General features: G+C 65.7%; 24 protein-coding genes. 9 read left to right on the top strand and 15 right to left on the bottom strand.

Annotated elements, in window-relative coordinates:
* Nucleotides 1-9: 9 nt before the first annotated feature.
* From Q0330_RS09050 to Q0330_RS09015, 8 genes are all read right to left on the bottom strand, one after another.
* On the bottom strand, nt 10-1,038 hold the full coding sequence (locus Q0330_RS09050; RefSeq protein WP_299477595.1) for a proline racemase family protein: 1,029 nt from the start codon (nt 1,036-1,038) through the stop codon (nt 10-12).
* A complete protein-coding gene (locus Q0330_RS09045) occupies nt 1,031-2,728 on the bottom strand; it encodes an aconitase X (protein WP_299477592.1) in 1,698 nt (565 codons plus the stop codon). The genes Q0330_RS09050 and Q0330_RS09045 overlap by 8 nt, the downstream gene beginning before the upstream one ends.
* Nucleotides 2,725-3,726: a 4-hydroxyproline epimerase gene (locus Q0330_RS09040; protein WP_299477589.1), complete on the bottom strand. Its 1,002-nt coding sequence runs from the start codon at nt 3,724-3,726 to the stop codon at nt 2,725-2,727. The genes Q0330_RS09045 and Q0330_RS09040 overlap by 4 nt, the downstream gene beginning before the upstream one ends.
* A 4-nt stretch (nt 3,727-3,730) precedes the next feature.
* Nucleotides 3,731-4,957, bottom strand: a complete 1,227-nt coding sequence (locus Q0330_RS09035) for an FAD-binding oxidoreductase (protein ID WP_299477586.1) — start codon at nt 4,955-4,957, stop codon at nt 3,731-3,733.
* Nucleotide 4,958: 1 nt separating this feature from the next.
* On the bottom strand, nt 4,959-5,681 hold the full coding sequence (locus tag Q0330_RS09030; RefSeq protein WP_299477583.1) for an amino acid ABC transporter ATP-binding protein: 723 nt from the start codon (nt 5,679-5,681) through the stop codon (nt 4,959-4,961).
* Nucleotides 5,674-6,327 (bottom strand): amino acid ABC transporter permease, encoded by a 654-nt coding sequence (locus tag Q0330_RS09025; RefSeq protein WP_299477580.1) that lies wholly within the window; start codon nt 6,325-6,327, stop codon nt 5,674-5,676. Before Q0330_RS09025 ends, Q0330_RS09030 begins: the two co-directional genes overlap by 8 nt.
* Nucleotides 6,328-6,339: 12 nt before the next feature.
* A complete protein-coding gene (locus tag Q0330_RS09020) occupies nt 6,340-7,005 on the bottom strand; it encodes an amino acid ABC transporter permease (protein WP_299477577.1) in 666 nt (221 codons plus the stop codon).
* A gap of 65 nt (nt 7,006-7,070) precedes the next feature.
* Nucleotides 7,071-7,880 (bottom strand): transporter substrate-binding domain-containing protein, encoded by an 810-nt coding sequence (locus Q0330_RS09015; RefSeq protein WP_299477574.1) that lies wholly within the window; start codon nt 7,878-7,880, stop codon nt 7,071-7,073.
* Nucleotides 7,881-8,142: 262 nt separating this feature from the next.
* On the opposite strand from Q0330_RS09015, the gene Q0330_RS09010 reads away from it, so the two are divergent.
* The 9 genes from Q0330_RS09010 to Q0330_RS08970 all read left to right on the top strand — a co-directional run bounded on the left by Q0330_RS09010 (nt 8,143) and on the right by Q0330_RS08970 (nt 17,991).
* Nucleotides 8,143-9,165 (top strand): Ldh family oxidoreductase, encoded by a 1,023-nt coding sequence (locus tag Q0330_RS09010; RefSeq protein WP_299477571.1) that lies wholly within the window; start codon nt 8,143-8,145, stop codon nt 9,163-9,165.
* 140 nt (nt 9,166-9,305) lie between these two features.
* Entirely contained in the window at nt 9,306-10,493 is a 1,188-nt protein-coding gene (locus Q0330_RS09005; RefSeq protein ID WP_299477568.1) for an efflux RND transporter periplasmic adaptor subunit, read from the top strand.
* A 33-nt stretch (nt 10,494-10,526) separates the two neighbouring features.
* Complete coding sequence (locus Q0330_RS09000) at nt 10,527-13,646, top strand: efflux RND transporter permease subunit (RefSeq protein ID WP_299477565.1); 3,120 nt, start codon at nt 10,527-10,529, stop codon at nt 13,644-13,646.
* Between the two features lie 143 nt (nt 13,647-13,789).
* Nucleotides 13,790-14,443, top strand: coding sequence for a lysophospholipid acyltransferase family protein (locus tag Q0330_RS08995; RefSeq protein WP_299477562.1), 654 nt, complete (start codon nt 13,790-13,792; stop codon nt 14,441-14,443).
* On the top strand, nt 14,440-15,390 hold the full coding sequence (locus tag Q0330_RS08990; RefSeq protein WP_366518325.1) for a phosphatidate cytidylyltransferase: 951 nt from the start codon (nt 14,440-14,442) through the stop codon (nt 15,388-15,390). Before Q0330_RS08995 ends, Q0330_RS08990 begins: the two co-directional genes overlap by 4 nt.
* Nucleotides 15,390-15,761, top strand: a complete 372-nt coding sequence (locus tag Q0330_RS08985; protein ID WP_299477559.1) for a hypothetical protein — start codon at nt 15,390-15,392, stop codon at nt 15,759-15,761. Before Q0330_RS08990 ends, Q0330_RS08985 begins: the two co-directional genes overlap by 1 nt.
* Nucleotides 15,754-16,398: a CDP-alcohol phosphatidyltransferase family protein gene (locus tag Q0330_RS08980; protein WP_299477556.1), complete on the top strand. Its 645-nt coding sequence runs from the start codon at nt 15,754-15,756 to the stop codon at nt 16,396-16,398. The genes Q0330_RS08985 and Q0330_RS08980 overlap by 8 nt, the downstream gene beginning before the upstream one ends.
* Before the next feature lie 88 nt (nt 16,399-16,486).
* On the top strand, nt 16,487-17,389 hold the full coding sequence (locus Q0330_RS08975) for a 2-dehydro-3-deoxygalactonokinase (RefSeq protein WP_299477553.1): 903 nt from the start codon (nt 16,487-16,489) through the stop codon (nt 17,387-17,389).
* Nucleotides 17,386-17,991, top strand: coding sequence for a 2-dehydro-3-deoxy-6-phosphogalactonate aldolase (locus tag Q0330_RS08970; RefSeq protein WP_299477550.1), 606 nt, complete (start codon nt 17,386-17,388; stop codon nt 17,989-17,991). Before Q0330_RS08975 ends, Q0330_RS08970 begins: the two co-directional genes overlap by 4 nt.
* Before the next feature lie 4 nt (nt 17,992-17,995).
* Here Q0330_RS08970 and Q0330_RS08965 read toward each other — a convergent pair whose 3' ends face one another.
* From Q0330_RS08965 to Q0330_RS08935, 7 genes are all read right to left on the bottom strand, one after another.
* Complete coding sequence (locus Q0330_RS08965; protein WP_299477547.1) at nt 17,996-18,928, bottom strand: DMT family transporter; 933 nt, start codon at nt 18,926-18,928, stop codon at nt 17,996-17,998.
* Between the two features lie 113 nt (nt 18,929-19,041).
* Complete coding sequence (locus tag Q0330_RS08960) at nt 19,042-20,574, bottom strand: ABC transporter permease (RefSeq protein ID WP_299477544.1); 1,533 nt, start codon at nt 20,572-20,574, stop codon at nt 19,042-19,044.
* Complete coding sequence (locus Q0330_RS08955; protein WP_299477541.1) at nt 20,567-21,226, bottom strand: ATP-binding cassette domain-containing protein; 660 nt, start codon at nt 21,224-21,226, stop codon at nt 20,567-20,569. The genes Q0330_RS08960 and Q0330_RS08955 overlap by 8 nt, the downstream gene beginning before the upstream one ends.
* Nucleotides 21,223-22,080 (bottom strand): putative selenate ABC transporter substrate-binding protein, encoded by an 858-nt coding sequence (locus tag Q0330_RS08950; protein ID WP_299477538.1) that lies wholly within the window; start codon nt 22,078-22,080, stop codon nt 21,223-21,225. The genes Q0330_RS08955 and Q0330_RS08950 overlap by 4 nt, the downstream gene beginning before the upstream one ends.
* 146 nt (nt 22,081-22,226) lie before the next feature.
* On the bottom strand, nt 22,227-23,450 hold the full coding sequence (locus Q0330_RS08945) for an argininosuccinate synthase (RefSeq protein ID WP_299477535.1): 1,224 nt from the start codon (nt 23,448-23,450) through the stop codon (nt 22,227-22,229).
* 92 nt (nt 23,451-23,542) lie between these two features.
* Nucleotides 23,543-24,793 (bottom strand): threonine ammonia-lyase IlvA, encoded by a 1,251-nt coding sequence (gene ilvA, locus Q0330_RS08940; protein ID WP_299477532.1) that lies wholly within the window; start codon nt 24,791-24,793, stop codon nt 23,543-23,545.
* A gap of 168 nt (nt 24,794-24,961) precedes the next feature.
* Nucleotides 24,962-26,344, bottom strand: coding sequence for a bifunctional enoyl-CoA hydratase/phosphate acetyltransferase (locus Q0330_RS08935; RefSeq protein ID WP_299477529.1), 1,383 nt, complete (start codon nt 26,342-26,344; stop codon nt 24,962-24,964).
* Between the last annotated feature and the right edge of the window lie 6 nt (nt 26,345-26,350).

The raw sequence follows: 26,350 nt of genomic DNA, 5'->3' as shown, positions 1-26,350 counted from the left end.
AATGCCGTGTCAGCGCGCGCCCCATGTGTCGGACAGCCGGTAACCCTCGGGCCAGGGATCGTCGGGATCCAGCATGTGCTGGTGAATGCCGGTGATCCAGCCCCGGCCCGAGATCTCGGGCAGGATGGCGGGCGTGTCGCCAAGGGTCGTGGTCCCGACGATCCGCCCGCCGAAGGTCGAGCCGATCAGCGACACGGCGGTCAGGTGGTCGCCCGGTCCCATCTGGCCGCGCGCATGCAGCACCGCCATCCGCGCCGACAGGGCCGTGCCGGTGGGCGAGCGGTCGACCTTGCCGGGCTGGATGGCGACGGCGGCCTTCACGCGCAGGCCTTCGGCCGCGCGTTCCAGCGCGCCGGCGAACAGGCAGAAGCTGAAATGCGTCCAGTCGGGCAGGGTCGGGTGGCGGAACTGCATCTGCTCGTTCGCGGCATTGGTGATGCGCACGCCAAGGCGGGCGATGTCATGGGCCTCGTCCGGGGTCATGGCGAAGCCCATCGCCGCCGGATCGACGAAGACGAAGCTGTCGCCGCCGAAGGCGGTATCGACGCTGAGCGTGCCGATCCCCTCGACCTCCAGCGCCTGATCCAGCGGGCCGGCAAAGCTGGGCAGGTTCTGCACGAAGATCCGCTGCGCCTTGCCATCGCGGCATTCGGCGCGGACCCGGACCAGCCCGCCCGGGGCTTCCAGCACCATGCGGGTTTCCGGCTCCTGCATCGGGATCAGCCCGCCATCCAGCAGCACCGTGGACACGCAGATCGAGTTCGAGCCGGACATCGGCGGCGTGTCCTCGGGTTCCATGATGATGAAGGCGGCATCTGCCTCGGGGTGTTTGGGCGGAACGAGTAGATTCACATGGCGGAAGACACCGCCCCTCGGTTCGTTCAGGACGAAGTTCCGCAAGCGGTCGTCCTGTGCGATCCAGCGGGACTGTTCCCAGATCGTCTCGCCCGGAGGGGGCATGACGCCGCCGACGATGACATCGCCGACCTCGCCCTCGGCATGGGCGGAAATGACGTGGATGGTCTGCTTGCTACGCATGGGCGGGTCCTTCCTTGGGCTGAAGCCAGTCGGGCAGGGTGTTGGGGGCGAAGCCGGTAACGGAGGCCTCGGCGCAGGCGGCCATGCTGCCGAAGCGCAGCGCGCGGCCCGACAGGCCGGGGCCGTAATGGGCGTATTTGCCGGAATTGGTCATTACCGTCTTCGTTTTGGAGGGAAAGACCGGCTCGGTGATCGAGCACCAGCAGAGGTCGGGAATGACCTGCACGCCCAGTTCCGTCAGTGTCGCGAGCGTGCCATCGGTCTCGATTGCCGCGATGATCTCGCGCCCGGCGGTCAGGATGGTCGGTATCTTCACCGGCCAGCCGTTCAGCAGGTGCGCGAAATATCGGCATTCATCGGCCGAGGCATGGGGGCTGCCGATGGCGACCAGATCAACCTGCTCCGGCCCCTGGTTCAGCCTGTGCCATGCGGCCTCAAGGTCCGCGCGGGCGATGCGCAGCGTATCGGCACCCTCGCGCAGCGGCAGCCGGCATTCCGGCGTCGCGCCCTTGACATGCAGCATCGGCGCCGCCGAGGTCGTCCCGAACGCCGCGCACAGCGCCTTGAGGTCGTCCTTCGTCGGGCTGAGCACCGCGATTCCCCGCAAAAGCGGTATCCGATCCGGCGATTTCAGCCCGGCCACATAGCCCACCAGCGGCCAGAAACTGTCATCCGCGCCCATCGGCGGGTCGATCTCCAACACCCGGGCGGGGCGGCGCTCCGGCTCCAGATAGACGCCCGCAAGCGGCGCGCGGCCCGTCATGGCGATGCACAGGTCCAGATAGTCGGGATGCTTCGGCGTCCGCGCACCCAGCACCGTATTGGCATAGATGACGGCGTTGGATTCGGCCCAGGCGATATCCTCGGAACGCGCGGGCCGGTCCTTTAGCAGATAGGGGGCGCAGGTGAAGCTGGGCCGGCAGCCCATGCGCGTATAGGCATCCGCCAGCCGCGAGGCCTGATTGCCGAACAGCAGCGGCACGCCCTGCGCCTGCCAGTTCCGGCGGTCGACCGAGATCGCGTTGATCGTCGTCGGGACGCGGACCTTCGCGCCAAGCGCCTGCATCTTCTCGGCGAAGATCAGGTTGGCCTGATTGGCAAGGATGCAGCCGTCGATATGGCCGCGCGTCACGTCGGTCATTGCCGCGGCCCCCTGCAGCCGCGCCATGGTGCAGATGATCCGCATCGCCAGCGCCGCCGCCTCGCCGTCGTGGCCGGCAAGGATGGCCTCATCCTCGGCGCTCAACGTCAGGGCGCTGTCGGGCATCTCGGCGATGGGCAGCGCGATGCCATCGCCGATGATCGCGCCCTCGGTGATGCTCAGGCGCTCGGCCCGCGCCAGCGCGGCAAGATCCGCGCGCGTGACGCGCAGGACGGGCAGGGTCTGGCCGAACATCTCGGCCCCGATCAGCGCACCCAGCGTCGCCACATCCTCGGCCTCGGAAAAGATCAGCGCGGCGGGGGCGTTCCCGTTCAGCATCAGTTCCAGCATGACGCCAGAGCCGGAGCAGGACCCCCGCGTCGTCGGCATCAAGACCACGCGCCCGTTCAGATCGGCCCGATAGGCCGGGTGGTGTTCGTCGATGACAAAGGCGCTGTCCGGATCGACCCCGCCCCAGAAGCTGAGGCCCTGATCCATGGCCAGAACCGGGCCGGCGCCGGTGCCGGGCAGGATGCGGGTCGCGGTCATTTCACCACGAAACCATGCGCGAAGGGGTCGCGGTCGTCGATGAAGATGGTGTTATAGCCGGTCATTCGCGCCCATCCGGCGATGGAGGGGATGATTGCCTTGCGTCCCGCGACCTCTGTTTCCGCTTCCACCCTTCCCTTGAAGATCGAGCCGATGATGCTCTCGTGCCAGAATTCGTCGCCGACATTCAGCCTGCCCTTGGCGGCCAGTTGCGCCATCCGCGCCGAGGTGCCGGTGCCGCAGGGCGAGCGGTCGATGGCCTTGTCGCCGTAGAAGACCGCATTGCGGGCATGGGCGCCTTCCACTGTCGGCGCGCCGGTCCAGAGGATATGCGACAAGCCGTTGATCTGCGGATGCTCGGGATGGATGAAGTCGTATTTCGCGTTCAGCGCCGCGCGCAGCTTCGGCGAAAACCCGATCAGCTCGCCCGCGCTGAAATCGGCCATGTCGCGAAAATGCGGCTGCGGCTCGACGATGGCGTAGAAATTGCCGCCATAGGCCACGTCCACGGCGATCTCGCCCAGCCCCTCGACCTCGGCCGTCAGCCCCTCGGCGTAAAGGAAGCCGGGGACATTGGTCAGGCGCACCTCCTCGACGAAGCGGCCCTCCTGCACATAGGAGATATCGACCTTGCCGGCCGGGGTCTCGATGGACAGCCGGCCCGGTTCGCGCGGCTGGATCAGGCCGTTTTCGATGCCCATGGTGATGGTGCCGATGGTGCCGTGGCCGCACATGGCAAGACAGCCCGAGGTTTCGATGAACAGCACCGCGACCTCGCAATCCTGCCGCGTCGGCGGATAGAGGATGGTGCCCGACATCATGTCATGGCCGCGCGGTTCGAACATCAGCCCGGTACGGATCCAGTCGAATTCGCGCAGGAAATGGGCGCGCTTTTCCAGCATGTCCGCGCCCTTCAGGCGCGGGCCGCCGCCCGAGACGAGGCGGACCGGGTTGCCGCAGGTGTGGCCGTCGATGCAGGAGAAGGTGTGAACTGCCATGGGATCAGAACCGTGTCGGGGCGAAGGGGGCAAGGTCGATGGCGGGCGTCTGGCCGGTGACCAGATCGGCCACCAGCCGGGCGGTGCCGGCGGATTGGGTCAGGCCCAGATGGCCATGCCCGAAGGCATAGGTGACGCGCGGCGCGCGCGGCGCGCGCCCGATCACCGGCAGGCTGTCGGGCAGCGAGGGGCGGAAACCCATCCATTGCGTCCCGCCTTCGGTTTTCAGGCCGGGCAGAAAGGCCTTCGCCTTCTGCAGCATCGCGTCCGAGCGCCTGTAATTCGGCGGCGCCTCCAGCCCGCCGAGTTCCACCGCGCCGCCGACCCGAATGCCGGTATCCAGCGCCGAGACGACGAAGCCATGCCCGCCGAAGGTCAGTTGCGTGCGCAGATCGAAGGCGCCGGGCGGCAGGGTGGTGTTATAGCCGCGCTCGGTCTCCAGCGGGATGCGGTCGCCGATGGTCTTCGCGATGCGATGCGAGAAGGCGCCGGCGGCCACCACGACATGCGCCGCGCGCCGCCCGTTCAGGGTCACGCCGTCGCTGTCGGGTTGCAGGCCGGCGATTTCGGCCTGCTCGATGCTGCCGCCATTCTGTTGAAAGCGCGCGGCCAGGGCCAGAACGTAATCCTTCGGGTCGGCAATCGAATACCAGCCCGGCGTGAAGGTGCCGTGGGTAAAGCGGGGCGACAGGCCGGGTTGCAGATCGGCCATCTCCTCGGGCGTCATGTGACGGTATTCGATGCCGTGATCGTCGCGCGCCTGCCAGCCCGGTAGTGCTGCACGGAACTCGGCCTCGCTTTCGTAAAGCTGCAGGTTGCCCCGCTTGCGCAGCATGTCGGCGGTGCCGGTCGCCGCCAGAAACGGCTCCAGCGCGTCGCGCGACAGGTCCATCAGCGCGGTCTGCGCAGCGGTCGACTGCGCCACCCGCGCGGGCGAGCAGGCGCGCCAGAAGCGATACATCCAGGGCGCGATCTTCAGCGCATAGGCGGGCGGCACCGACAGCGGCCCCAGCGGGTCCAGCAGCCATTTCGGCGCCTTCTTCAGGATCCCGGGCGAGGCCAGGGGCAGGATATCGCTGAAGGCAAAGGCGCCCGCATTCCCGGCCGAAGCCCCCGCCGCCGGGCCTTCGCGGTCCAGCACCACAACCGACAGCCCGCGCCCCTGCAAAGCCAGCGCCGAGGAGAGGCCGACGACGCCGGCCCCGATCACGATCACATCCGGCTGCGTCATGTCAGTGTGTCGCGGCCAGGAACTGCTGCAGGTTCGGATCCTTCGGCGCCCCGAAAAGCTCGTCCGGGGGGGCGATTTCCGCCATCACGCCCTGATGGAAGAAGGCCACCCGGTCGGACACCTCGCGGGCGAATTTCATCTCATGGGTGACGCAGATCATGGTCATGCCCTCGCTCGCCAGCAGGCGCAGCGTGTCCAGCACCTCGCCCACAAGCTGCGGGTCAAGCGCCGATGTCACCTCGTCGAACAGCATGTAGTCGGGCGACATCGCCAGCGCCCGGGCAATCGCCATGCGCTGCTGCTGCCCGCCCGACAGGCGCGAGGGATAGACATCCAGCTTGTCGCCCAGACCGACATGGCTCAGCTGTTTCACGGCGATCTCGGCGGCTTCGGCCTTGGGGATGCCCTTGACCTTGCGCGGCGCCAGCATGACGTTTTCCTGCACGGTCAGATGCGGGAAGGCGTTCCATTGCTGGAAGACGATGCCGATCTTCTGGCGCAGCTTGTTGAGGTCGGTGGACCTGGCGTGAACCTCGGTCCCGTCGACGGTGATCTTGCCGGCCTGGATCGGCTCCAGCCCGTTGATGCAGGTCAGAAGCGTGGACTTGCCCGACCCGGATCCCCCGATCACGGTCAGCACCTCGCCATTCGCGACCGTCAGGTCGATGCCTTTCAGCACCTCCAGCGGGCCGAAGGATTTGCGGACGTTCTCGATCTCAATCATTGGACCACCGTCTTTCAAGGTAACCGCCGAAACGCGCGACGGGGAAGCTGATGAGGAAGTAGAAGGCGCCGCAGATCGTCAGCAGCAGCAGCGGCTCCTGCAGGCGGGTAATCAGGATCTGCGTGGATTTCAGCAGTTCCGTCACCTGCACGACATAGACGAGGGCAGAGTCCTTCATCACGCCAAGCGCAAGGCCGATCCAGCTTGGCAGCGCCACCCGCGTCGCCAGCGGCATCACGATATGGCGCATGTCCTGCCCCCAGCTCATGCCGAGCGAGCGCGCGGCGCGGCGCAGGGTCAGGGGCACCGCCTCGATCCCGCCGCGCACGATTTCCGCGCAATAGGCGGAAGTATAGAGCGTCAGCACCATGCAGGCGACGCTAAGCCCCGACAGGCCAAGCCGCAGCACCGTGCCCAGGAAGGCATAGGCCAGCACCAGCTGGATCAGCAGCGGGATGGAGCGGAAGATGTCCAGAACGAACATCAGGGGCGCCGACCAGACCGGGCCAAGCTGGTAGCGGATCACCCCGAAGACGATCCCCAGCACGGTGCCCAGAGCGACCGAGATCACGGTGACGAAGATGGTCATCCCCGCGCCCTTGGCAAGGAAGATGAAGTCGTTCAGCGTCAATGCGGTATCGAACATGGCCTACCCCCCTTAGTACCTGAACAGCCGCCGCGAGATCAGCCAGGCGCCGGCCTGGATGATCTTGACGATGACATAGAAGATGACGGCGGCCATGGCGAACAGTTCGAAGGTGCGGAAGGTCAGCGCGTTCAGGTCCTGCGTCACCCCGTAAAGGTCCGAATTCATGCCGACGGTGACGCCGAGCGATGTCATCAGCACCGCCCAGACCATCTGGTTGGTGATGGTCGGGAAGGAAATCCGGATCATCTGCGGCAGCACGATGAAGCGGAAGGCCTGCAGGTCCGACATGCCGAGCGAGCGGCCGGCGCGCGGCTGCGTATCCGGGATCGCCTTCAGTGCGCCACGGAAATTCTCGGCCAGGTAGCCGGCATTGTTGAAGGTGATCCCCAGCAGCAGCGACTGGTAGGGCGAGAGGTGCAGCCCCAGACCCGCCAGCCCGAAATGCGCCATGTAGATCTGGAACAGCGCCGGGGTGTTGCGGGCGATCTCGACCCAGGTCGTGGCGAAGCCGCCGAGGATCCGGTTACCGGATCGCCGGAACAGCGTCAGCAGAATCGCCAGCAGGATACCGATGACCATCGACAGGATCGCCACCTGCATGGTGGTAATCGCGCCGTCCAGCATCTCGGGCAGCTTGGCATAGGCCTGCTTCCACTGGAATCTGTAATTGAACATCTCCGCCCTCCCTGTTTACGGAAAGACGGCGCGGGGGAACCCGCGCCGCCCGTCAGGCGGAAACCTCAGCGATAGACGCCCTTGATGGTCAGGTCGGCCGGCTCGCCCTCGCCGACCCATTTCTTGTAAAGCTCGGCATAGCGGCCGGTGCGGACCTGCTGGTTGATGAACAGGTTCATGTAGTTGATCAGCCCCTGCTCCTCGCGCAGCGCGATCAGCGCGACGTAATCGGGCACCATCGGCGCCTTGTCGACGACCTTGATGCCCGGGAAGTTGCCCGAGGCGACATTGGCCTCGGCCACTTCCACGGTGGACACGGTGGCGTCAAGCTGGCCCTGCGACAGCGCCAGGAAGACATCGGCCTGGTTCTGATAGGGACGGAATTCGCCCTCGCCCCATTCCTTGACCTTGCCTTCCAGCCAGATCGCCTCGTAGGTGCCGGCGGTGGCGCCGACGGTCTTGCCCTTCAGGTCTTCCCAGGTCGCCATCTCGACCTTGTCATTCGCGGTCACGGCGTTCTCGAAGGCGTAATAGGGGATGGTGAAGCCGACGGTCTTCGCGCGTTCCAGCGTGTCCGAGGTCGAGGCGACGCCGACATCGACCTGACCCGAGACAAGCGCCGGGATCCGTTCGGGGAAGGTGGTCTCGACGATTTCGGCCTCGACGCCAAGCGCCTTGGCAAGATCGTTGCAGTAATCCACGTCGAAGCCCTGCGGGTTGTTGCTTGCATCGCGAGAGCCCATCGGCGGGAAGTCCAGCACCACCGCGCAGCGCAGCTTGCCCGAGCCGATGATGTCGTCCAGCTTGTCGGCGAAGGCCGGGCCGGTGATGGCGACGGCCGCGACGGCGGCGATGGTCAGAGCCTTGGTTTTCATTTTATATTCTCCCTGTCTGGTATCCGGATCTGGATGAGACCGATTCCACATGATTTTTATCCGATGTGCCAGTTCGAAAAGCAAATACAAAATACTTTTTGTATGCAAGTCATGCGCGCACGCGTGGCAGTCGAACGGTTGCCATGCAGTTCGAAGGTCATGCGGGATCTCCGGTGCTGGCGTCAGTCATAGCCGGTTGCCCACTTTGCATACATAACGTATACAAGAAATGCAGCTGATCCCCGTCCCGCAGGAGACCGCGATGACCCAGACCTTCACGACCGACGCGCTTGCCGCCATCACCCGCGAGATCTTCATGCGCGCCGGGCTGACGGCCCAGCAAGCCGACCCCGTCGCCGAAGTCATCGTTGCCGGAGAGCGCGACAATTGCAAATCCCACGGCGTCTATCGGATCGAAGGTTGCCTGCGCACACTGGCCGCTGGCAAGGTCAGCCCCGATGCGCAACCGAAGCTGATCGACGATGGCAGCGGCGTTGTCCGCGTCGATGCCGATGCCGGCTTTTCGCCCGCCGCCTTCGCGCTTGGCGCGCCGGTGCTGGCGGAACGCGCCGAAAAACTGGGCGTGGCCGCGCTTGTCATCAACAATTGCACGCATTTTTCCGCGCTCTGGCCCGAAATCGAGACACTGACCGGCATGGGCCTTGCGGCGATGGCGATGTGCCCCAGCTATTCCTCGGTCGCGCCTGCGGGCGGAACGGCGCCGCTTCTGGGCACCAACCCCTTCGCCTTCGGCTGGCCGCGCCCAGGGGCCGCGCCTTATGTCTTCGATTTCGCCACCTCGGTCGTCGCCCGGGGCGAGATCGAATTGCATCGTCAGGCCGGCAAGCCGCTGCCCGAAGGCTGGGCGGTGGACCGCGACGGCAAGCCCACGACCGATCCGCAGGCGGCGCTCGACGGGGCGATGCTGCCTTTTGGTGGGCACAAGGGTTCAGCGATCTCGACCATGATCGAGCTGCTGGCCGGCGCCATGATCGGCGATCTGACCAGTGACGAGGCGCTGGAATATCTCGGCTCGACCGCGATCCTGCCGCATCACGGCGAGCTCATCCTGGCATTTTCCCCGCGTCGCTTCGCCGCCGGACGGCCCGGCGATCCCTTCGCCCGGGCCGAGGCACTTCTGGATGCCATCGCCGGCCAGGGCGCCCGCCTGCCCTCGCAACGCCGCTTTGCTGCCCGCGAAAAGACCGCACGCGACGGGATTACCCTGACGACCGAGGAGGTCGCGATGCTGGAACGCCTGCGCCAAGGCGCCAGCAAAGGCTAGGAAACCGCAACCTTTTTAGACGTCGAGCGGTTGCAGCCCCTGACCGGCCCGCCTAAGATGTTGCAACGCGTGATCGGGAAAGCCTGCAAAACCCTTTGCCGGCCGATCAATTTTTCGTCCTTGGCAATGGTAGTTAAAGAATGACATTTCTACAGGCTGTCTTGCGCGCATCCGTCCTTGGCGCGATCACCCTGGCCAGTTCCGCATCCGCCCAGGCCCCCGGCGGCGAGGCACCGCCCCCCGCCGTGACCGTGGTCACGATGAAGGCCGAGAACGTGACCCTGACCTCGGCCCTGCCCGGCCGGATCATCGCCTCGGCCGAGGCCGAGCTGCGCCCGCAGGTCAATGGCATCATTGTCGAGCGCAGCTTCGAGGATGGCAGCGAGGTCGCCGAGGGCGATGCGCTGTTCCGCATCGACGCCCGCAGCTATGAAGCAGCCGTCGCCCAGGCCGAGGCCTCGCTGGCGCAGGCCCAGGTGCAGGCCGACGACGCCCGGCGCGAGGCCGACCGCATCGCCGCCCTGCGCAACCGCAGCGTTGCCAGCCAGCAGAATGAGGACAGCGCCATCGCCGCCCGCGACGCCGCCGACGCCGCCGTGAAAGCCGCCGAAGCCGCCGTTGAAACGGCGCGCATCGATCTTGACCGGACCACCATTCGGGCACCGCTCGATGGGGTGATCGGTCTCGCGCTCGTCTCGGAAGGGACGCTTGTTACCTCGGGGCAGGCGACGCCCCTGGCCGTGGTTCGGCGCATCGACCCGGTTCAGGTCGATGTCACCCAGTCGGCGGCCTCGATCATTCGCTGGCAGCGGCAGGGCGCAGATGCCGCGCTGTCGTCCAATACCGACCCCTCGGTGACGCTGAAACTCGCCGATGGCACGGATTACGATCATGCAGGCTCGTTGATGGGGGCAGAACCTCATGTGGACGAGACGACTGGCGTCGTCACCCTGCGGATGGAATTCGCCAATCCCGACAAGCTGTTGCTGCCCGGCATGTATGTGCTGGCGGAAATCCCGCAGGCAATGCTGACCGACATCGTCCTGGCGCCGCAGGAAGGCGTTTCACGCGACCGCCGCGGCCGGCCCATCGCCTATGTCGTCAACGACCAGAACATCGTCGAAGAGCGGATGCTGGACATTGTCCAGGACCACGGCAGCAATTGGGTCGTGCGCGGCGGACTGGCACCGGGCGACCGGCTGATCGTCGAAGGTCTGCAGCGCATCGCCCCCGGCGCACCTGTTACCCCCGAGGAGCGGCAGGATACGCCGCCCGCAGCTGAAGCTCAGCCCGACGCAGCCGGTGGCGACGCACCCGCCGGCAACTGAACCTACACCGCCCGAATTATCGAAGGCAGAGTCATGGCCCGTTTCTTTATTGATCGCCCGGTTTTCGCATGGGTCATCTCGATCATCATCATGGGGATCGGGGTGCTCTCGATCCTGTCGCTGCCGATTGCACAATATCCGCAGATCGCGCCGCCCTCGGTCAGTATCCGCGCCACCTATCCCGGTGCCTCGGCCGAAACCGTGTCGAATACCGTCACCCAGATCATTGAGCAGCAGATGACTGGCCTCGATGGGCTGCGCTATATGTCGTCCAGTTCCACCTCGGCCGGTTCCTCGACCACGACGCTGACCTTCGAGACCGGCACTGACGAGGATATCGCCCAGGTTCAGGTGCAGAACAAGCTGAGCCAGGCGACATCGCTGCTGCCGGAACCCGTGCAGCGGCAGGGGATCTCGGTCGAGAAGGCGACATCGGGCTTTCTGATGGTGGTGGGCCTGATCGGCAGCGAGGAATATGATCAGGTCGATCTGTCCGACTACATGGTCACCAACCTCGTCGACGACCTGAGCCGGGTCGAGGGTATCGGCAGCGTGCAGGTCTTCGGCGCGCAATATGCGATGCGGATATGGCTGGAGCCTTCGCGCCTGGCCGCCTATGAAATCACCCCCTCCGATGTGGTCGCGGCGGTCTCGGCGCAGAACACGCAGATTTCTGCCGGCGCCTTCGGCGACCGCCCGACAGTGCCGGGCCAGCAGTTGAACGCCACCGTCACGGCGCAATCGCTGCTGTCGACGCCCGATGAGTTCCGCAAAATTGTCTTGCGCGCCGACAAGAATGGCGGCCTGGTGTTGCTGCAAGACGTGGCCCAGGTCGAGATCGGCGCCGAATCCTATATCGCCGATGCCACCTATAATGGCCGACCAGCTTCGGGGATGGCGCTCAGCCTTGCGCCCGGCGCCAACGCGCTGGATACCGCCGAACGGGTAAAGGCGCGGATGGAGGAATTCGCCCAGTTCTTCCCCGAAGGCGTCGAATATGTGATCCCCTTCGATACCTCGCCATTCGTGCAGATCTCCATCGAAGAGGTGATCAAGACGCTGATCGAAGCCATCGTGCTGGTCTTCGTGGTGATGTATATCTTCCTGCAAAGCTGGCGGGCGACGCTGATCCCGACGCTGGCGGTTCCCATCGTGCTTCTGGGCACGTTCGGGATCATGGCGGCCTTCGGTTTCACCATCAACACGCTGACCATGCTGGCCATGGTGCTGGCCATCGGCCTTCTGGTCGACGACGCCATCGTCGTGGTCGAAAACGTCGAGCGGATCATGGAGGAAGAGGGGCTTGACCCGCGCGAGGCGACGCGCAAATCCATGGGCCAGATCACCGGCGCGCTGATCGGCATCGCGCTCGTGCTGTCGGCGGTGTTCGTGCCGATGGCCTTCTTCGGCGGCTCGACCGGGGTCATCTATCAGCAATTCGCGATCACCATCGTCTCGGCCATGGGCCTGTCGGTGGTCGTGGCGCTGACACTGACACCGGCACTTTGTGCCTCGATGTTGAAGCCGGCGCATGGGCCGCGCAAAGGTCTCTTCGGCCTGTTCAATCGCGGTTTCGATGCGACGACGCGCGGCTATACCGGCACTGTTGGCTGGGCCGTGCGGCGCCCGCTGCGGGTCCTGCTGATCTATACGGCGCTTGGGGCCGCCATGGTCTTCCTGTTCCTGCGCACGCCGCAGGGCTTCCTGCCCGAGGAAGACCAGGGCATCATGTTCGTGCTGATCCAGGGCCCGACCGGCGCCACGGCCGAGCGGACACAGGCTGTCGTCGACCAGGTCGGAGAGTATTTCACCACCCAGGAAGCCGAATCGGTCGATTCATTCTTCGGCGTCGTCGGCTTCAGCTTCGCCGGCATGGGGCAGAATGTCGGCATGGCCTTCGTGCGCCTCAAGGACTGGGAGGAACGCACCAATCCCGCGCAATCCGTTCAGGCCATCGCCGGGCGCGCCTATGGCCCGCTCAGCCAGATCCGCGACGCCATGGTCTTCCCCATCGTGCCGCCTGCGGTGATCGAGCTTGGCAACGTCTCGGGCTTCGATTTCTACCTGCAGGCACGCGGCGGCCAGACGCATGAGCAGTTGCTGAACGCCCGCAACCAGATGCTCGGCATGGCCGCGCAAAGCCCGCTGCTGACCCAGACCCGACCTTCGGGGCTGGAGGATGCCTCGCAATACCGGCTGAACATCGACTGGCAGAAGGCCGGTGCAATGGGCGTGTCGGCCAGCGATGTGGCGGGGCTTTTGCAGGTCGCCTGGACCGGCGCTTATGTGAACGACTTCATCGACCGTGGCCGGATCAAGAAGGTCTATGTCCAGGGTGCGGCCAACAGCCGCTCGGTGCCGACCGATCTCGACCGGTGGCGCGTGCGCAATTCCTCGGGCGGATTGGTGCCCTTCGCCAATTTCGCCGAGGGTGAATGGACCTTCGGGCCGCAGGGCCTGACGCGCTATAATGGCGTGCCGGCGATGCAATTGCAGGGGATGCCGGTGCCTGGCGTCAGTTCCGGCGATGCCATGGCCGAGATCGAGCGACTGTCGACCCAGCTTCCGCCCGGCTTCAACGTCGCCTGGACCGGCCTTTCGCTTGAGGAACGCGATTCCGGCGACCAGACGACGTTGCTTTACGCTTTGTCACTTGCCGCCGTGTTCCTCTGCCTCGCGGCACTTTACGAAAGCTGGTCGATCCCGCTCGCCGTCATCCTGGTGATGCCGATCGGCGTGTTGGGTGCGTTGCTCGGGGCCTATGTCGGGCGCTTCGACAATGGCGTGTTCTTCCAGGTCGGGCTGCTGACCGTGATCGGCCTGACCGGCAAGAACGCCATCCTGATCGTCGAATTCGCCCGTGAACAATCGCAGGCCGGCACCCCGCTGTTCCGCGCCGTGGTCGAGGCCGCGCGTCAGCGTTTCCGGCCGATCATCATGACCTCCATCGCCTTCTCGCTTGGCGTCACGCCGCTGGTTCTGTCGACCGGCGCCGGCGCTGCGGGCCGCAATGCCATCGGGGCGACGGTGCTCGGCGGGACGCTGATGGCAACCGTGCTGGGCATCGTCTTCGCACCGCTGTTCTATGTGCTGATGCGCCGCCTTCTGGGTCGTGGCGATGTCTTCGACGATCCAGCGCCGAGCCAGCGCTGACCGGCACAATCATACGAATACAACGGGGCGCCAGACCGGCGCCCCTTTTCATTTGGCAACCGAGCCTATGCGCCAGGCCGGCAATTGGCTTGCAGCGACGCGACCGATAGACAATGATCGGCGCGGTTTGACAGGGACAGGGCATGGGTTCACGAGTAAGGGCCGTCGCGGCCGATCTGGCCGGTTGGGGGATCACCGCCTTCGCGCGGCTGCTGACGGCGGTGCAGCCGGTCTGGCAGGGCTTCGACCCGGCCGTGCCGCAGCAGCGCATCTATTTCGCCAACCATGTCAGCCACGGCGATTTCGTGCTGATCTGGACGGTGCTGCCGAAAAGCCAGCGCCGCCGGACAAGGCCGGTCGCCGGCGCCGATTACTGGCGCAAGCCCGGCATCCGCCAGTTCGTTGGCAGCGATGTCTTCAACAGCCTGCTGATCGAGCGCAACCGCGACGGTGTCGAGGACGACCCGATCGCACAAATGGCCTCGGCGCTGGATGAGGGCGCCTCGCTCATCATCTTCCCGGAGGGCACGCGCAACCTGACCGATGCCGAATTGCTGGAGTTCCGGTCCGGCATCTACCGGCTGGCGCGCGCGCGGCCAGAGGTCGACGTGGTGCCGGTCTGGATCGACAATCTCAACCGGGTGCTGCCGAAGGGCAGCTTCGTCCCGGTGCCGCTGATGTGCAAGGTCGTCTTCGGCGCCCCCCTCCATGTCGGCGAGGACGAGGAGAAGGGGGCGTTCCTGACCCGCGCCCGCAGCGCGCTTCTGGCCCTGAAACCCAAGACCGAGGGCGCATGATGGCGAATGTTCATTCCGACCTGTTGGCCACCATTGCCGGGATCGGCGGCGTCCTGATCTTCGCCTCGTTAATCGGCTGGGTTCTGCAGCGGCGCTATTCGCCGAATGGCGAAAACGCGGTGGTCGAGAACCTGAACGACCGCACCCGCGCCTGGTGGGTGATGGCGATCACCATCTCGGTGGCGCTTCTGGGCGGTCGGACCGGGGTGCTGATCCTGTTCTTCATCTGCTCTTTCGCGGCGCTGCGCGAGTTCATGACCCTGACCAATGCCAGCCGCGCCGATCACAATACGCTGGTGGCCGCCTTCTTCGTCGTGCTGCCGGTGCAGTTCTATCTTGTGTGGATCGGCTGGTACGGGATGTATTCGATCTTCATCCCGGTCTATGTCTTCCTGCTTCTGCCCTTCGTTTCGGCCCTGTCGGGCGAGACCAGGAATTTCCTGATCCGCATCTCGGAAATGCAATGGGCGCTGATGATCTGCGTCTTCTGCGTCTCGCATGTGCCGGCGCTGATGAACCTGACGATTCCCGGCCACGAGGGTCGCGGCGTGCTGCTGATCGCCTGGCTGGTGATCACGGTGCAGCTTTCGGACGTGCTGCAATATGTCTGGGGCAAGCTGGCCGGGCGTCACAAGATCGCGCCTCGGCTTTCGCCCTCGAAAACGGTCGAGGGCTTTCTGGGCGGTGCGCTGTCGGCCACGGCCATCGGCATGGCACTGAACTTCATGACCCCGTTCACCCTGTGGCAGGCCGGTTTGATGGGGCTTTGCGTGACCATGATGGGCTTCCTTGGCGGGCTGGTCATGTCGGCGATCAAGCGCGACCGGGGCGTGAAGGACTGGGGTCATGCCATTGCCGGACATGGCGGCTTCATCGACCGGCTGGATTCGGTGCTGTTCGCGGCCCCGATCTATTTCCACCTGCTGCGCTATTACTGGTCGGTCTGATGAACCTGAAAAGCAGCGCGCTGCATATGGCGGTGGCTTTCGCCGGCATGGGGGGCTGGGCGGTCTTCGCCAATCGCGGCCACCCCCTGCCCGAGGCGTTGCTGGCAGGCCTTGTGCAGGGCACGATCTCGGCCCTGATCACGCTTGGCCTGAAACGCATGATCGAGGCCCTGTCGGCCCGCCTGCCCGGTGCGGCCGCGCTGATCCTGCCGCCGCTGCTGGCGGTGGCCGGGTCGGTCCTGCTTCTCAGCCTCATTCACAGCCTTGCCGGCACGCCCGAGATCGCTGCCACCATCGCCGTGCCGGTCTCGGTCACGGCGCTTTATTCCTCGGCCTATTCCTTCACCCTCTGGAGGGCGCGTCATGCCTGAACCCGAAAACCGCCGCCCGCTTGCCAGCCGCCAGACCGGCTGGGCGCAAGGAACCGCCACCTGGCTGGCCGGGACGCGGATCACACCGAACCAGATTTCGCAACTGGCGATGCTGGCGGCGCTGCTGGCCGGGCTGTGCTTCTGGGCGGCAGGCTCTGCCAGCGGCATCGGACGGGTGCTTGCGCTGCTGGCCGGCGCGGGCTTCTGCCAGATCCGGCTGCTTTGCAACCTTTTCGACGGTATGGTCGCGGTCGAGGCCGGGCGCGGCAGCCCCGATGGCGGCTTCTGGAACGAGTTTCCCGACCGCGTGTCGGACGCGCTGATCCTGGTCGGCCTCGGTCTCGGACTGGGAGAGCCGACACTCGGCTGGGCTGCCGCCGGTTTTGCCTTCCTGACCGCTTATGTGCGCGAATTGGGTGTCAATCTGGGTCAGGGCGCCGATTTCTCGGGGCCGATGGCCAAGCAGCACCGCATGGCCGTGGTGACCGCCGGCGCCGTCCTTTCGGTGCTGGAGCCGCTTTGGGGCGGACATGGCGGGGTGCTGCGCGTGGCGCTTTGGGTCGTCGCCCTCGGCGGGGCGCTGACGGTGCTGCGCCGCGCGACCCGGCTGGTGCTGAAGCTGCGTTCGGGTTCTTGAATCGCGCCATGCGTGAGCCTTGCCCTCAAGGCAGCAGCACTGCAAAGATGCCAGGAACAAGGGTGACGGCCTCGCTGCCGGGGGGAACATGAATGTAGCTGCTGCCGACTGGATCGCCGCCGATTGGGGGACGTCGAACCTGCGCCTCTGGGCGATGCGACGGGATGATGTGCTGGAGATGCGAAGCTCGGATCAGGGCATGGGCGCCATGTCCGACCCAGGCGACTTTGCCAAGGAACTGACCCGCTTGACCGAGGGCTGGCCGGCGCTGCCGGTCGTTGCATGTGGCATGGTCGGCGCGCGTCAGGGTTGGGTCGAGGTCCCCTATCGTGCTGCACCCTGTGCCGCTATCCCTTCGCTGACCCCGGTGCCCGGCGACCCCGGCGGTCGGCCGGTTCTGATCGCGGGCGGGGTCATGCAGACCAAACCCGCCGATGTCATGCGTGGCGAGGAGACCCAGATCGCCGGTGTCCTCGCCGCCCGGCCCGATTTCGATGGCGTCATCTGCCTGCCCGGCACCCATACCAAATGGGTGCGCGTTTCGGCCGGTGAGATCTGCCATTTCCAGACCGTCATGACCGGGGAAATCTTTGCCCTGCTCAGCCGTCAATCGGTTTTGCGCCACAGCATGACCGAGAGAAGCTCGGACGCGCGGATCGCAGCCTTTGCCGATGCCGTCGACACCGCGTTGTCGCGCCCGCATCAGGCCTGGGCGCAGCTGTTCCGGCTGCGCGCTGCGGGCCTGATCGGCACGCAGGCACCCGGCGCGGCGGAAGGTGCCTTGTCTGGATTGCTGATCGGGCTGGATCTGGGTGCGGCGCGATCCTATTGGCTGGGCGAGCAGGTGCTGATCATCGGCGCCCCACGTCTTTCGGCGCTTTACGCCTCGGCGCTCGAACAGCAGGGGGCCACCCCTGTCATCGGCGATGCCGACACCGCAACCCGCGCCGGGCTTCACGCCGCATGGCGCAATTATCAAGGCCAGTCATGACCCGTCCCATCGTCGCCATCCTGCGCGGGATCACCCCGCCCGAGGCTGTTGCCACAGCGCAAAGCCTGATCGCCAACGGCATTACCTTGATCGAAGTGCCGCTGAACTCTCCCGATGCGTTCGACAGCATCGCACGGATGATCGACGCCTTCGGCACTCAGGCCGAGATCGGCGCCGGCACCGTCCTGCGTCCAGCCGAGGTCACGCAACTGGCGGCAATCGGCGGCAAGCTGGTTGTGTCGCCAAACTGCAACCCCGATGTCATCCGCGCCACCCGGCAGGCAGGACTGGCCAGCTATCCCGGTGTCATGACCCCGAGCGAGGCCTTTGCCGCGCTCGACGCCGGCGCCACCGCGCTGAAACTGTTCCCCGGAGAGTTGATCGGCCCGACCGGGTTGAAGGCAATGCGCGCCGTCCTGCCAGCCGGGACGGATTGCTATGCCGTGGGCGGGGTCAATGCCGACACGATGCGGGACTGGATCGCGGCAGGCGCGACCGGGATCGGCGTCGGCACCGGTATCTTCCGTCCCGGCGACAGCCCGGAGACGGTGGGCGCCCGCGCTGCCGATCTGGTCCGGCTCTGGGACGCCGCCAAGGGATAGGGGTCTATCCCTGCGGGGTCATGGCCTTGCGCTGACGGTTGCGTTCCAGCCCCAACTGACGCTCGCGCCAGATGATCAGGATCCCGGCAAGGATCACCAGCGAAGCGCCGGCCAGCATGACCGGTGTCGCCGCCTCGTCAAACAGGAACCAGCCGATGGCGACGGAAAGCAGCATCGAAACATATTCGAAAGGTGCGATCAGCGAGGCCTCGCCGAAGCGATAGGCCGATGTCAGCAGGATCTGCCCGATCCCGCCCAGCAGCCCGGTCGCGATCAGCAGCGCCAATGTCATCGCATCGGGCAGGACCCAGCCGAAAGGCAACGTCAGCAGACCAAGCACCGAGGAGGTGGCCGAAAACCAGAAAACGATGGCGGCGGTCTGTTCCTGCTGCACCATCTTGCGCACGAAAACCTGCGCCAGTGCCGCACAGGCCGCGCCGGCAAGCGCCACCACGGCGCCGAGCGTATGGCGGAAATCGGCCTCTTCCCCAAGCAGGCCAAGTTGTGGCGACAGTACGATCAGCACCCCGGAAAGACCGAGCGCCACCATGGACAGCCGGAACAGCCGGACGTTCTCGCCCAGAAACATCGCCGCGAAGACCACGACCAGCAGGGGTGCGGCATAGCCGATGGCGATGGCTTCCGGGAAAGGCAGCAGCGACAGCGCCCAGAAGTTCAGCGCCATGGCCGAGGTGCCGGCAATCCCGCGATAAAAATGCTCCATCGGGCGGGAGGTGCGCAATCCGGTGTGCAGTTCCTTGCGCCATGCCAGCCAGAGCAGGATCACCGGGATGGCAAAGAAGGAGCGGAAAAAGACCTGTTGGCCCGGTGGCACGCCAAGCCCGCCGTCCGACGTTGCCTTGACGATGGCCGCCATCACCGTGAAGACGAGCACGCTGAAGCATTTCAACAGGATGCCGCGAATGGGGCTGTCCATGGCGAGGCCGGGTCCATTGGTCAGGAATGCTGTCCTGCCTGCCTATGCCCCATCACTCCGGGGGTCAATGGGTAACTCTTTGTGACGGCCGGGGCCAAAGGGTTGGGCGGGCCTCAGGTTTCGCGATGAACCGGGGTTGCGGCCAGCGGCGTGATGCGGGCGCAGTCGCTTTCGGTGACGGGTTGCAGCTTCATGCGCTGACGCAGGTGGCGCGAAATGCTGTCGATCCCGGCGCTGAGCAGGGCGATGACGATCAGGATCGCCACGGCACGATCGACGCGCAGTTCCGACAGCGCGCTGTCGATGAAGAAACCCAGCGTGGCGATGCCGAGAATGCCCATCACCGCGCTTTCGCGCAGGATGATCTCCCACCGGTAAAGGCAGAGGGCGAGGAAGCTGCCGAACAGCCTCGGCACCAGTTCCCAGCCCCAGAGCACCCAGCCGCGCGGGGCATCGGGACGCAATCCGGGGGCGACGGCATCGGCCTCTCGCCCGACCAGATGGCCGATGATGGCGCCATTATGCAGGCCGAGGGCGAGGATCGCGGGCAGAAGCGAGGGGCCGAAGATCTGCAGGAACAGATAGGCCAGCATGTATTCCGGCAGGCTGCGCAGCACGACAAGGAACAGATGCCCGGTCAGCCGCCCGATGCGGCCGGTGACGGCGGGCACGGTCAGCCCGAAGGACAGGAAGGCCACCGCCCCGGTCAGGACAAGCGCGATCTGGGTGGCGATCAGCGTGTTCCACAGGCCGGGCAGGATCTCGGCCATGGTCAGCGCGCGCAGCCAGTCCAGCAGCCCGGCCAGCCCCTCGCCGTTGCGCAGGGGGGCGGGCACGATGTCCTCGCTCAGGAAGCGCCACAGCGCGCCGTCGCCCATCGGGGGCGCCTTTACCGTTGCCAGAAGGGCGAAGGCGGCGACGATCCAGAACGGCGCCAGACGCGGCCGCATCCACAGCCGGATCGAGGCGATGAGCAGGATATAGCAGATCAGGATCGCCGAGGCGGCGCCGTAATCGCCCTTGCGGAAGAAGCTGTCCAGCTGAAAGCCGAGCGTCGGCAGCCCGATGAAGCCGATCACGGCACTGGCGCGCATCCCGCATTCCAGCCGGTAGAGCGTATAGGCCGTCATCGGCGCGCGGATCAGCGGCAGGCAGGCATAAAGAAAGCGCGACACCGCGTCGGTCCTCGGCGGCAGGGCATTGCGGGGGCGGGGGTCGGCTTCCTCGATCTGCTCGGCGAAGATCTTGGCGAAGATGCCGGCATAGGGCAGGGCGAGCGCCAGCACGCCCGCCGGCGCGCCGATGCCGATGGCCTGGATCAGCAGCAGCGCCCAGAAGATCTCATGGACCGAGCGCAGCGCGATGCAGAAGGCGCGGATGGCGCGGCGATCATAGAAGGGCGCCATGACGAAGCCCGCCGCCGCACCAAGCGCCACGCCCGCCACGGCGAAGGCGACGGTCAAGGCCAGCGAATGGGCCAGCGTCTCGACCGCGCCGAAATCGGGCCGGGCAAAACCGGCCAGCATCCGCCCCAGCAGCGGCCATGGGTCATGCCCGGCAACCGAGAGATCCGCGAAGGGCAGCAGGATCAGCGCCACGCCCAGAAACAGCGCGGTGACGAAGCCGGGGGACAGACGCTCAGCCATAGAGGCGGTCGATCCGGTCTTGCGCGATCTCGGCCGCCGGCGCATCGAAGCGGATGCGCCCGCCCTGCAACCCGACGATGCGGGTGGCGAAACTGCGGGCCAGGTCCACGTCGTGCAGGGCGATCATCGCGGTCTCGAAGCGGGCGGCGATCATCGCCATGATCTCGCGCGCCTGCATGGCATCGACAGCCGAGACCGGTTCATCGGCGACGATCACCGCGCCGCCGCGATAGAGCGCGCGGGCAAGGGCGGTCCGCTGGCGCTGCCCGCCGGACAGCGCCTCGACCGGGCGGCTGGCGGAATCCAGCAGCCCGAGCGGGGCCAGCACCGCGTCGATATCCGCGCGCAGCGCCTGCGGCAGATGCACCAGCCGGCCCAGATTGGTCAGCGCGCCGTGATCGTCCAGCCGGCCCATATAGGTATTGCGCCGCACCGAAAGCTGCGGCACCAGCCCGTGATCCTGCGGCACCAGGGCAACCCGTTCGCCGCCCGCCACCAGTTGCGCATGGATCGCCGCCAGCAAGGTCGACTTGCCCGCGCCCGACGGGCCGAGCAGCACGACACGCTCGCCCGCCTGCAGGGTCAGGTTCACGCCCCGCAGCACCGGCGTCGTGCCGTAACCGAGTGTCGCCCCGTCGAGCCGTGCCTTCATTCCAAGAGGCCCAGCTCCTTGCCGACCGTCTCGATCGGGGCGTAATCCGCGTTGCTGGCCGGGATGAAGCCGGAACGCGGGAAGCTGGCCAGAAGGTCGGGATCGGTCATGCCGATCAGCGCCGCCTGCACGCGGTCGGTGAAGCCCTCGCCGAAGCGGGCATCGACATCGCCGCGTATGGTCCAACTGTAGTCGGGATAGGGCGGGGTCTTCCAGATTATCTTCGCGGTCTCGATCTCGGGCAGGCCGTCGGTGACCGCCTTGTCATAGACCGAGAAATTCAGCGCCCCGATCTCGTATGCCCCGGTCGAGACCAGCCGCAGCGTCTGGCTGTGATCGCCGGAAAATCCGACGCGGCTGAAGAATTCTTCGGGCGCCTTGCCGGTTTCCTCGCGGATGTAGAAATCCGGCATCAACCGCCCCGAGGTCGAGGTCTTGGCGCCGAAGGTGAAGCTGTGGCCCTCCATCTCCATCGGGAAGGCGTCGGAAGCGGTCAGGCCGGTTTCGGCATTGGCGATGAAATAGGTGACGAATTCGCGGTCCTCGGCCCCTTGCGCGATGGCGCGCGCCCCGGGCGAGACCATGCGCGCCTGCACCCCGGTCAGCCCGCCGAACCAGGCCAGCTGGATCTGGTCGTTGCGGAATGCGGTGACCGAGGCGGCGTAGCTTTTGACCGGCACGAACTCGACATCGACGCCGAGCTCGCCTGCAAGGTAATCTGCGACCTTGTCGAAACGCGCCTTTAAGGCGGTGTCATCCTCGTCCGGGATGGCCGAGAAATAGAGCGTCTCTGCCTCTGCGGCGGAAAGGCCGGCCAGCAATATGGCGGCGGAGAGAAGGGTGCGAAGGGACATGCGGCTTCGTTCTCCTGATTGTCGTTGTAGCCAGCGTTGCTGGCGCGAAGCGCCGCTGACCCGGGAAGGCAGCAGGGCCCGAATGGTTCAGCGATATAGCCGAAACATCCGGGCCCAAGCCATGCCATGTTGTCATGCGGTACGTCTTACCGGAACTTCGCGTTCCGGTTGCCGATCAGCTTCAGGCGCAGCGCATTCAGCTTGATGAAGCCGGCTGCGTCCTTCTGGTCGTAAGCGCCGGCATCGTCCTCGAAGGTCACATGCGCTTCGGAGTAAAGCGAGTGATCCGACCAGCGACCGACGGTGTTGACGCTGCCCTTGTAGAGCTTCAGCCGCACCGTGCCGGTGACATGTTCCTGGCTTTTGTCGATCAGGGCCTGCAGCATTTCGCGCTCGGGCGAGAACCAGAAACCGTTATAGATCAGCTCGGCATAGCGCGGCATCAGGCTGTCTTTCAGATGGCCCGCGCCGGCATCCAGTGTGATCTGCTCGATCCCGCGATGGGCTTCCAGCAGGATGGTGCCGCCCGGGGTCTCGTAGATGCCGCGCGACTTCATCCCGACGAAGCGGTTCTCGACGAAATCCAGCCGGCCGATGCCATGCTTGCGACCGTATTCGTTCAGATCGGTCAGGATCGTGGCCGGCGACAGGGTTTTGCCGTTGATGGCGACGGCATCGCCCTTCTCAAACGTGATCTCGATATATTCCGGCGAGTCGGGCGCGTCTTCGGGGTTCACCGTGCGCTGATAGACGTAATCGGGCGCCTCATCCGCCGGGTTTTCCAGCGCCTTGCCTTCGGATGAGGTGTGCAGCAGGTTCGCATCGACGCTGAACGGCGCTTCGCCGCGCTTGTCCTTGGCGATCGGGATCTGGTTCTGTTCGGCGAATTCGATCAGCTTGGTGCGGCTTGACAGGTTCCATTCCCGCCAGGGCGCGATCACCCGGATCGAAGGATCGAGCGCATAGGCCGACAGTTCGAACCGGACCTGATCGTTGCCCTTGCCGGTGGCGCCATGGGCGACCGCGTCGGCGCCGTGTTCATGGGCGATTTCCACCAGCCGCTTCGAGATCAGCGGCCGGGCAATCGAGGTGCCAAGCAGATAGAGCCCTTCATAGACGGCATTGGCGCGGAACATCGGGAAGACGAAATCGCGCACGAATTCCTCGCGCAGGTCGTCGATATGGATGTTTTCCGGCTTGATGCCCAGCAGTTCGGCCTTCTGGCGCGCCGGTTCCAGCTCTTCGCCCTGACCGAGATCGGCGGTGAAGGTGATCACCTCGCAGCCATATTCGGTCTGCAGCCATTTCAGGATGATCGAGGTGTCGAGGCCCCCGGAATAGGCGAGCACGACTTTTTTCGGCGCGGTCATGGCGTGTCCTTTCTGATTTGGCCTTGGATTATGCGGATTCGGGCCTTCTCACAAGGGCCGGAGCGCGCATAAACCGCTGTCGGGATGCGGGTTCAGATCAGGAACTGGGCCAGCAATTCGTCGCGGGTGATATCCTGATAGGCGAAGCCGCCTTCGGTCAGCCGGGCCATAAGTGCGGTCAGGTTGGCCGGCTCCGAGGTTTCGATCCCGATCAGGACCGAGCCGAAATTCCGTGCCGATTTCTTCAGATATTCGAAGCGGGCGATATCGTCATCGGGGCCAAGCAGCATGAGGAAATCGCGCAGGGCGCCGGGGCGCTGCGGCAGGCGCAGGATGAAATACTTCTTGAGCCCGGCGAAGCGTTGGGCGCGTTCCTTGACTTCGGGCAGGCGCTCGAAATCGAAATTGCCGCCGGAACAGATGCAGACGACGCGGCGACCGGTCAGTTGCCCGCGCTCGGCCAGGTCCTGCAGCACATCGACGGCAAGCGCGCCCGCCGGTTCCAGCACGATGCCCTCGACATTCAGCATCTCCAGTATGGTGATGCTCAGCCTATCTTCGGGCGCGGTCAGGACCTGTTCGGGCGAGAAATGCTTAAGCTGCGCGAAGGGCAGGTCGCCGATGCGGGCGACGGCGGCGCCATCGACGAAACTGTCCACCGCGGGCAGGGTGATCTGGCCGCCGGCTTCCAGCGCGCCTTTCAGGCTGGCGCCGCCGCGTGGCTCGGCAAAGACGAACTGCGCGCCCGGCGCGGCTGCCTCAAGATAGCGGGTCACCCCCGCCGACAAGCCGCCACCGCCGACCGGCAGCACCACCAGATCGGGCGCGCCGGGTAGCTGTTCCAGCATTTCGCGGGCCACCGTTGCCTGCCCCTCGATCACGTCGAGCGAATCGAAGGGCGACAGAAACGTCGCGCCTTCCCGGCCCGAGAAGGTCTGTGCGGCGGCAAGTGTCTGGTCGAAATAATCGCCGGTCAGCACGATTTCGATACTGTCGCCGCCGAAGATGCGGGTCTTGTCGATCTTCTGCTTGGGCGTGGTCACCGGCATGAAGATGGTGCCACGCGCGCCGAAATGCCGGCAGGCAAAGGCCACGCCCTGCGCGTGATTGCCGGCACTGGCGCAGACGAAATGGCGCGTGCTGCCAGCGGTGATGGCCTTGCGCATGGCGTTGAAAGCCCCGCGCAGCTTATAGCTGCGCACCGGGGTCAGGTCCTCGCGCTTCAGCCAGATCTCGGCACCGTAACGGGCCGAGAGGTGGTCGTTCAACTGCAAGGGCGTAGCCGGAAAGAGGTCGCGCAGGGCGGCTTCGGCTGCGGCAACGTCGGTGATGAAATCGGCCATGCGGACCCCCATGAATGCGCTGTCAGCGTTTGCATGATGGAAGGGTGGGGTCAATGCGGGGCGCAGTCCTGCGGGGCCGACAATCAGAGACGATCTTGAGCAGGAAAAACTACGCCGATGATCGAAGGGCCGGTTTGGCGGAAGCAGATTGCAGCCGCCCCGAGCCGTTCATCCCTTTTTCTGCTGTCTGAAATGATGGATCGCCGCCACCGCAGCCGAGGCCAGGCGCGACATCGCCCCGTCCGAGCGGGAGTTCAGGATCACCGGCACCTGTGCACCGACGACCAGACCCGCCGCCTCGGCATGGCTGATATAGGATAGCTGCTTTGCCAACATATTGCCGGCGTCGATCCCCGGCACCACCAGGATGTTGGCGCGCCCGGCCACGTCGCCCTTCAGCCCCTTGGTGCGCGCCGCGCCCATGTCGACGGCATTGTCCATGGCCAGCGGCCCATCGACCGCACCACCCTTGATCTGCCCGCGTTCGGCCATTTTCGACAGCAGCGCGGCATCGACCGAGGACTGGATATCGGGATTGACCGTCTCGACCGCCGAAAGGATGCCGGCTCGCGGCTCCAGCCCCAGCGAGGCGGCGAGTTCGATGGCATTCTGGGTGATGTCCATCTTGGTCTTCAGGTCCGGGGCAATATTGATCGCGGCATCGGTGACCAGAAGCGGTTCGGGTTCGCCCGGCACGTCCATGACGAAGACATGGGTAAAGCGCCGCCCGCTGCGCAGGCCGGTATCCCTGTCGACCATGGCGCGCAGCAGGTCGTCGGTATGCAGATGGCCCTTCATCACCGCATTGGCGCGGCCCTCGCGGGCCAGTTGGCAGGCGATGCGGGCGGCGCCGGTATCGGTCGGCTCGTCGATGATCTCGATCCCGGTCAGGTCGCGGCCGATGGTTTCGGCGGCGGCGCGGATTCGGGCGGCATCCCCGATCAGGATCGGGGTGATGATGCTGTCATCGGCGGCCAGAAGCGCGCCGTTCAGCGTTTCCGCCGTCACCGGGCAGACCACGGCGGTGATCAGCGCGGGCAGGGGGGTGGCCTGGGCGATCAGCGCCTCGAAATGGCGGTGACGCTGCACCAGCAGGCCCGGGATATGCACGTCCTCGGCGGTGTATTTACGCATCGGTGCCATCACCTGCGCCTCGCCATTGACGATCATGGCATCGTCATTACAGCGGATAACCTCGGTCCTCAGCGTGATCAGGCCGTTGGTTTCCTTGTCGACCACCGTCACCCGGGCCAGCAACTCCTCGCCGGCATGGGCGCGCTCGAGGAAGGAGAGCGTCTGGTTGCGATAAAGCGTCCCCGGCCCCGGCAGGATCGAGCCGAGAACCCCGGCGATCAGGCTGGCGGTGAACATGCCCGGCGCCATTTCCTCGGGCGTGCCGTCGCCATCGGTATCGAAGCCGGGCAGGTGCAGCGTGTTGTAATTCCCCGAGGCCGCCGCAAAGACGATCAGGTCGTCCTGGGTGATGAGACGGCGCAACTCGGCCGTATCGCCCACCTGCAATTCGTCGAAGGTCCTGTTCTCAAGCCGCATGGGGCG

This window comes from uncultured Paracoccus sp. (genome assembly GCF_937873615.1).
In the GTDB taxonomy this organism is placed as follows: Bacteria; Pseudomonadota; Alphaproteobacteria; order Rhodobacterales; family Rhodobacteraceae; genus Paracoccus.
Note: the sequence above shows the minus strand (reverse complement) of the source record. Positions and strands in the feature narration are given on the sequence as shown.

Excerpts from the sequence above, each read along its gene's own strand:
- Q0330_RS09050 (WP_299477595.1), bottom strand. The coding sequence starts at position 1,038 with ATGCGTAGCAAGCAGACCATCCACGTCATTTCCGCCCATGCCGAGGGC.
- Q0330_RS09045 (WP_299477592.1), bottom strand. The coding sequence starts at position 2,728 with ATGACCGCGACCCGCATCCTGCCCGGCACCGGCGCCGGCCCGGTTCTG.
- Q0330_RS09040 (WP_299477589.1), bottom strand. The coding sequence starts at position 3,726 with ATGGCAGTTCACACCTTCTCCTGCATCGACGGCCACACCTGCGGCAAC.
- Q0330_RS09035 (WP_299477586.1), bottom strand. The coding sequence starts at position 4,957 with ATGACGCAGCCGGATGTGATCGTGATCGGGGCCGGCGTCGTCGGCCTC.
- Q0330_RS09030 (WP_299477583.1), bottom strand. The coding sequence starts at position 5,681 with ATGATTGAGATCGAGAACGTCCGCAAATCCTTCGGCCCGCTGGAGGTG.
- Q0330_RS09025 (WP_299477580.1), bottom strand. The coding sequence starts at position 6,327 with ATGTTCGATACCGCATTGACGCTGAACGACTTCATCTTCCTTGCCAAG.
- Q0330_RS09020 (WP_299477577.1), bottom strand. The coding sequence starts at position 7,005 with ATGTTCAATTACAGATTCCAGTGGAAGCAGGCCTATGCCAAGCTGCCC.
- Q0330_RS09015 (WP_299477574.1), bottom strand. The coding sequence starts at position 7,880 with ATGAAAACCAAGGCTCTGACCATCGCCGCCGTCGCGGCCGTCGCCATC.
- Q0330_RS09010 (WP_299477571.1), top strand. The coding sequence starts at position 8,143 with ATGACCCAGACCTTCACGACCGACGCGCTTGCCGCCATCACCCGCGAG.
- Q0330_RS09005 (WP_299477568.1), top strand. The coding sequence starts at position 9,306 with ATGACATTTCTACAGGCTGTCTTGCGCGCATCCGTCCTTGGCGCGATC.
- Q0330_RS09000 (WP_299477565.1), top strand. The coding sequence starts at position 10,527 with ATGGCCCGTTTCTTTATTGATCGCCCGGTTTTCGCATGGGTCATCTCG.
- Q0330_RS08995 (WP_299477562.1), top strand. The coding sequence starts at position 13,790 with ATGGGTTCACGAGTAAGGGCCGTCGCGGCCGATCTGGCCGGTTGGGGG.
- Q0330_RS08990 (WP_366518325.1), top strand. The coding sequence starts at position 14,440 with ATGATGGCGAATGTTCATTCCGACCTGTTGGCCACCATTGCCGGGATC.
- Q0330_RS08985 (WP_299477559.1), top strand. The coding sequence starts at position 15,390 with ATGAACCTGAAAAGCAGCGCGCTGCATATGGCGGTGGCTTTCGCCGGC.
- Q0330_RS08980 (WP_299477556.1), top strand. The coding sequence starts at position 15,754 with ATGCCTGAACCCGAAAACCGCCGCCCGCTTGCCAGCCGCCAGACCGGC.
- Q0330_RS08975 (WP_299477553.1), top strand. The coding sequence starts at position 16,487 with ATGAATGTAGCTGCTGCCGACTGGATCGCCGCCGATTGGGGGACGTCG.
- Q0330_RS08970 (WP_299477550.1), top strand. The coding sequence starts at position 17,386 with ATGACCCGTCCCATCGTCGCCATCCTGCGCGGGATCACCCCGCCCGAG.
- Q0330_RS08965 (WP_299477547.1), bottom strand. The coding sequence starts at position 18,928 with ATGGACAGCCCCATTCGCGGCATCCTGTTGAAATGCTTCAGCGTGCTC.
- Q0330_RS08960 (WP_299477544.1), bottom strand. The coding sequence starts at position 20,574 with ATGGCTGAGCGTCTGTCCCCCGGCTTCGTCACCGCGCTGTTTCTGGGC.
- Q0330_RS08955 (WP_299477541.1), bottom strand. The coding sequence starts at position 21,226 with ATGAAGGCACGGCTCGACGGGGCGACACTCGGTTACGGCACGACGCCG.
- Q0330_RS08950 (WP_299477538.1), bottom strand. The coding sequence starts at position 22,080 with ATGTCCCTTCGCACCCTTCTCTCCGCCGCCATATTGCTGGCCGGCCTT.
- Q0330_RS08945 (WP_299477535.1), bottom strand. The coding sequence starts at position 23,450 with ATGACCGCGCCGAAAAAAGTCGTGCTCGCCTATTCCGGGGGCCTCGAC.
- ilvA (WP_299477532.1), bottom strand. The coding sequence starts at position 24,793 with ATGGCCGATTTCATCACCGACGTTGCCGCAGCCGAAGCCGCCCTGCGC.
- Q0330_RS08935 (WP_299477529.1), bottom strand. The coding sequence starts at position 26,344 with ATGCGGCTTGAGAACAGGACCTTCGACGAATTGCAGGTGGGCGATACG.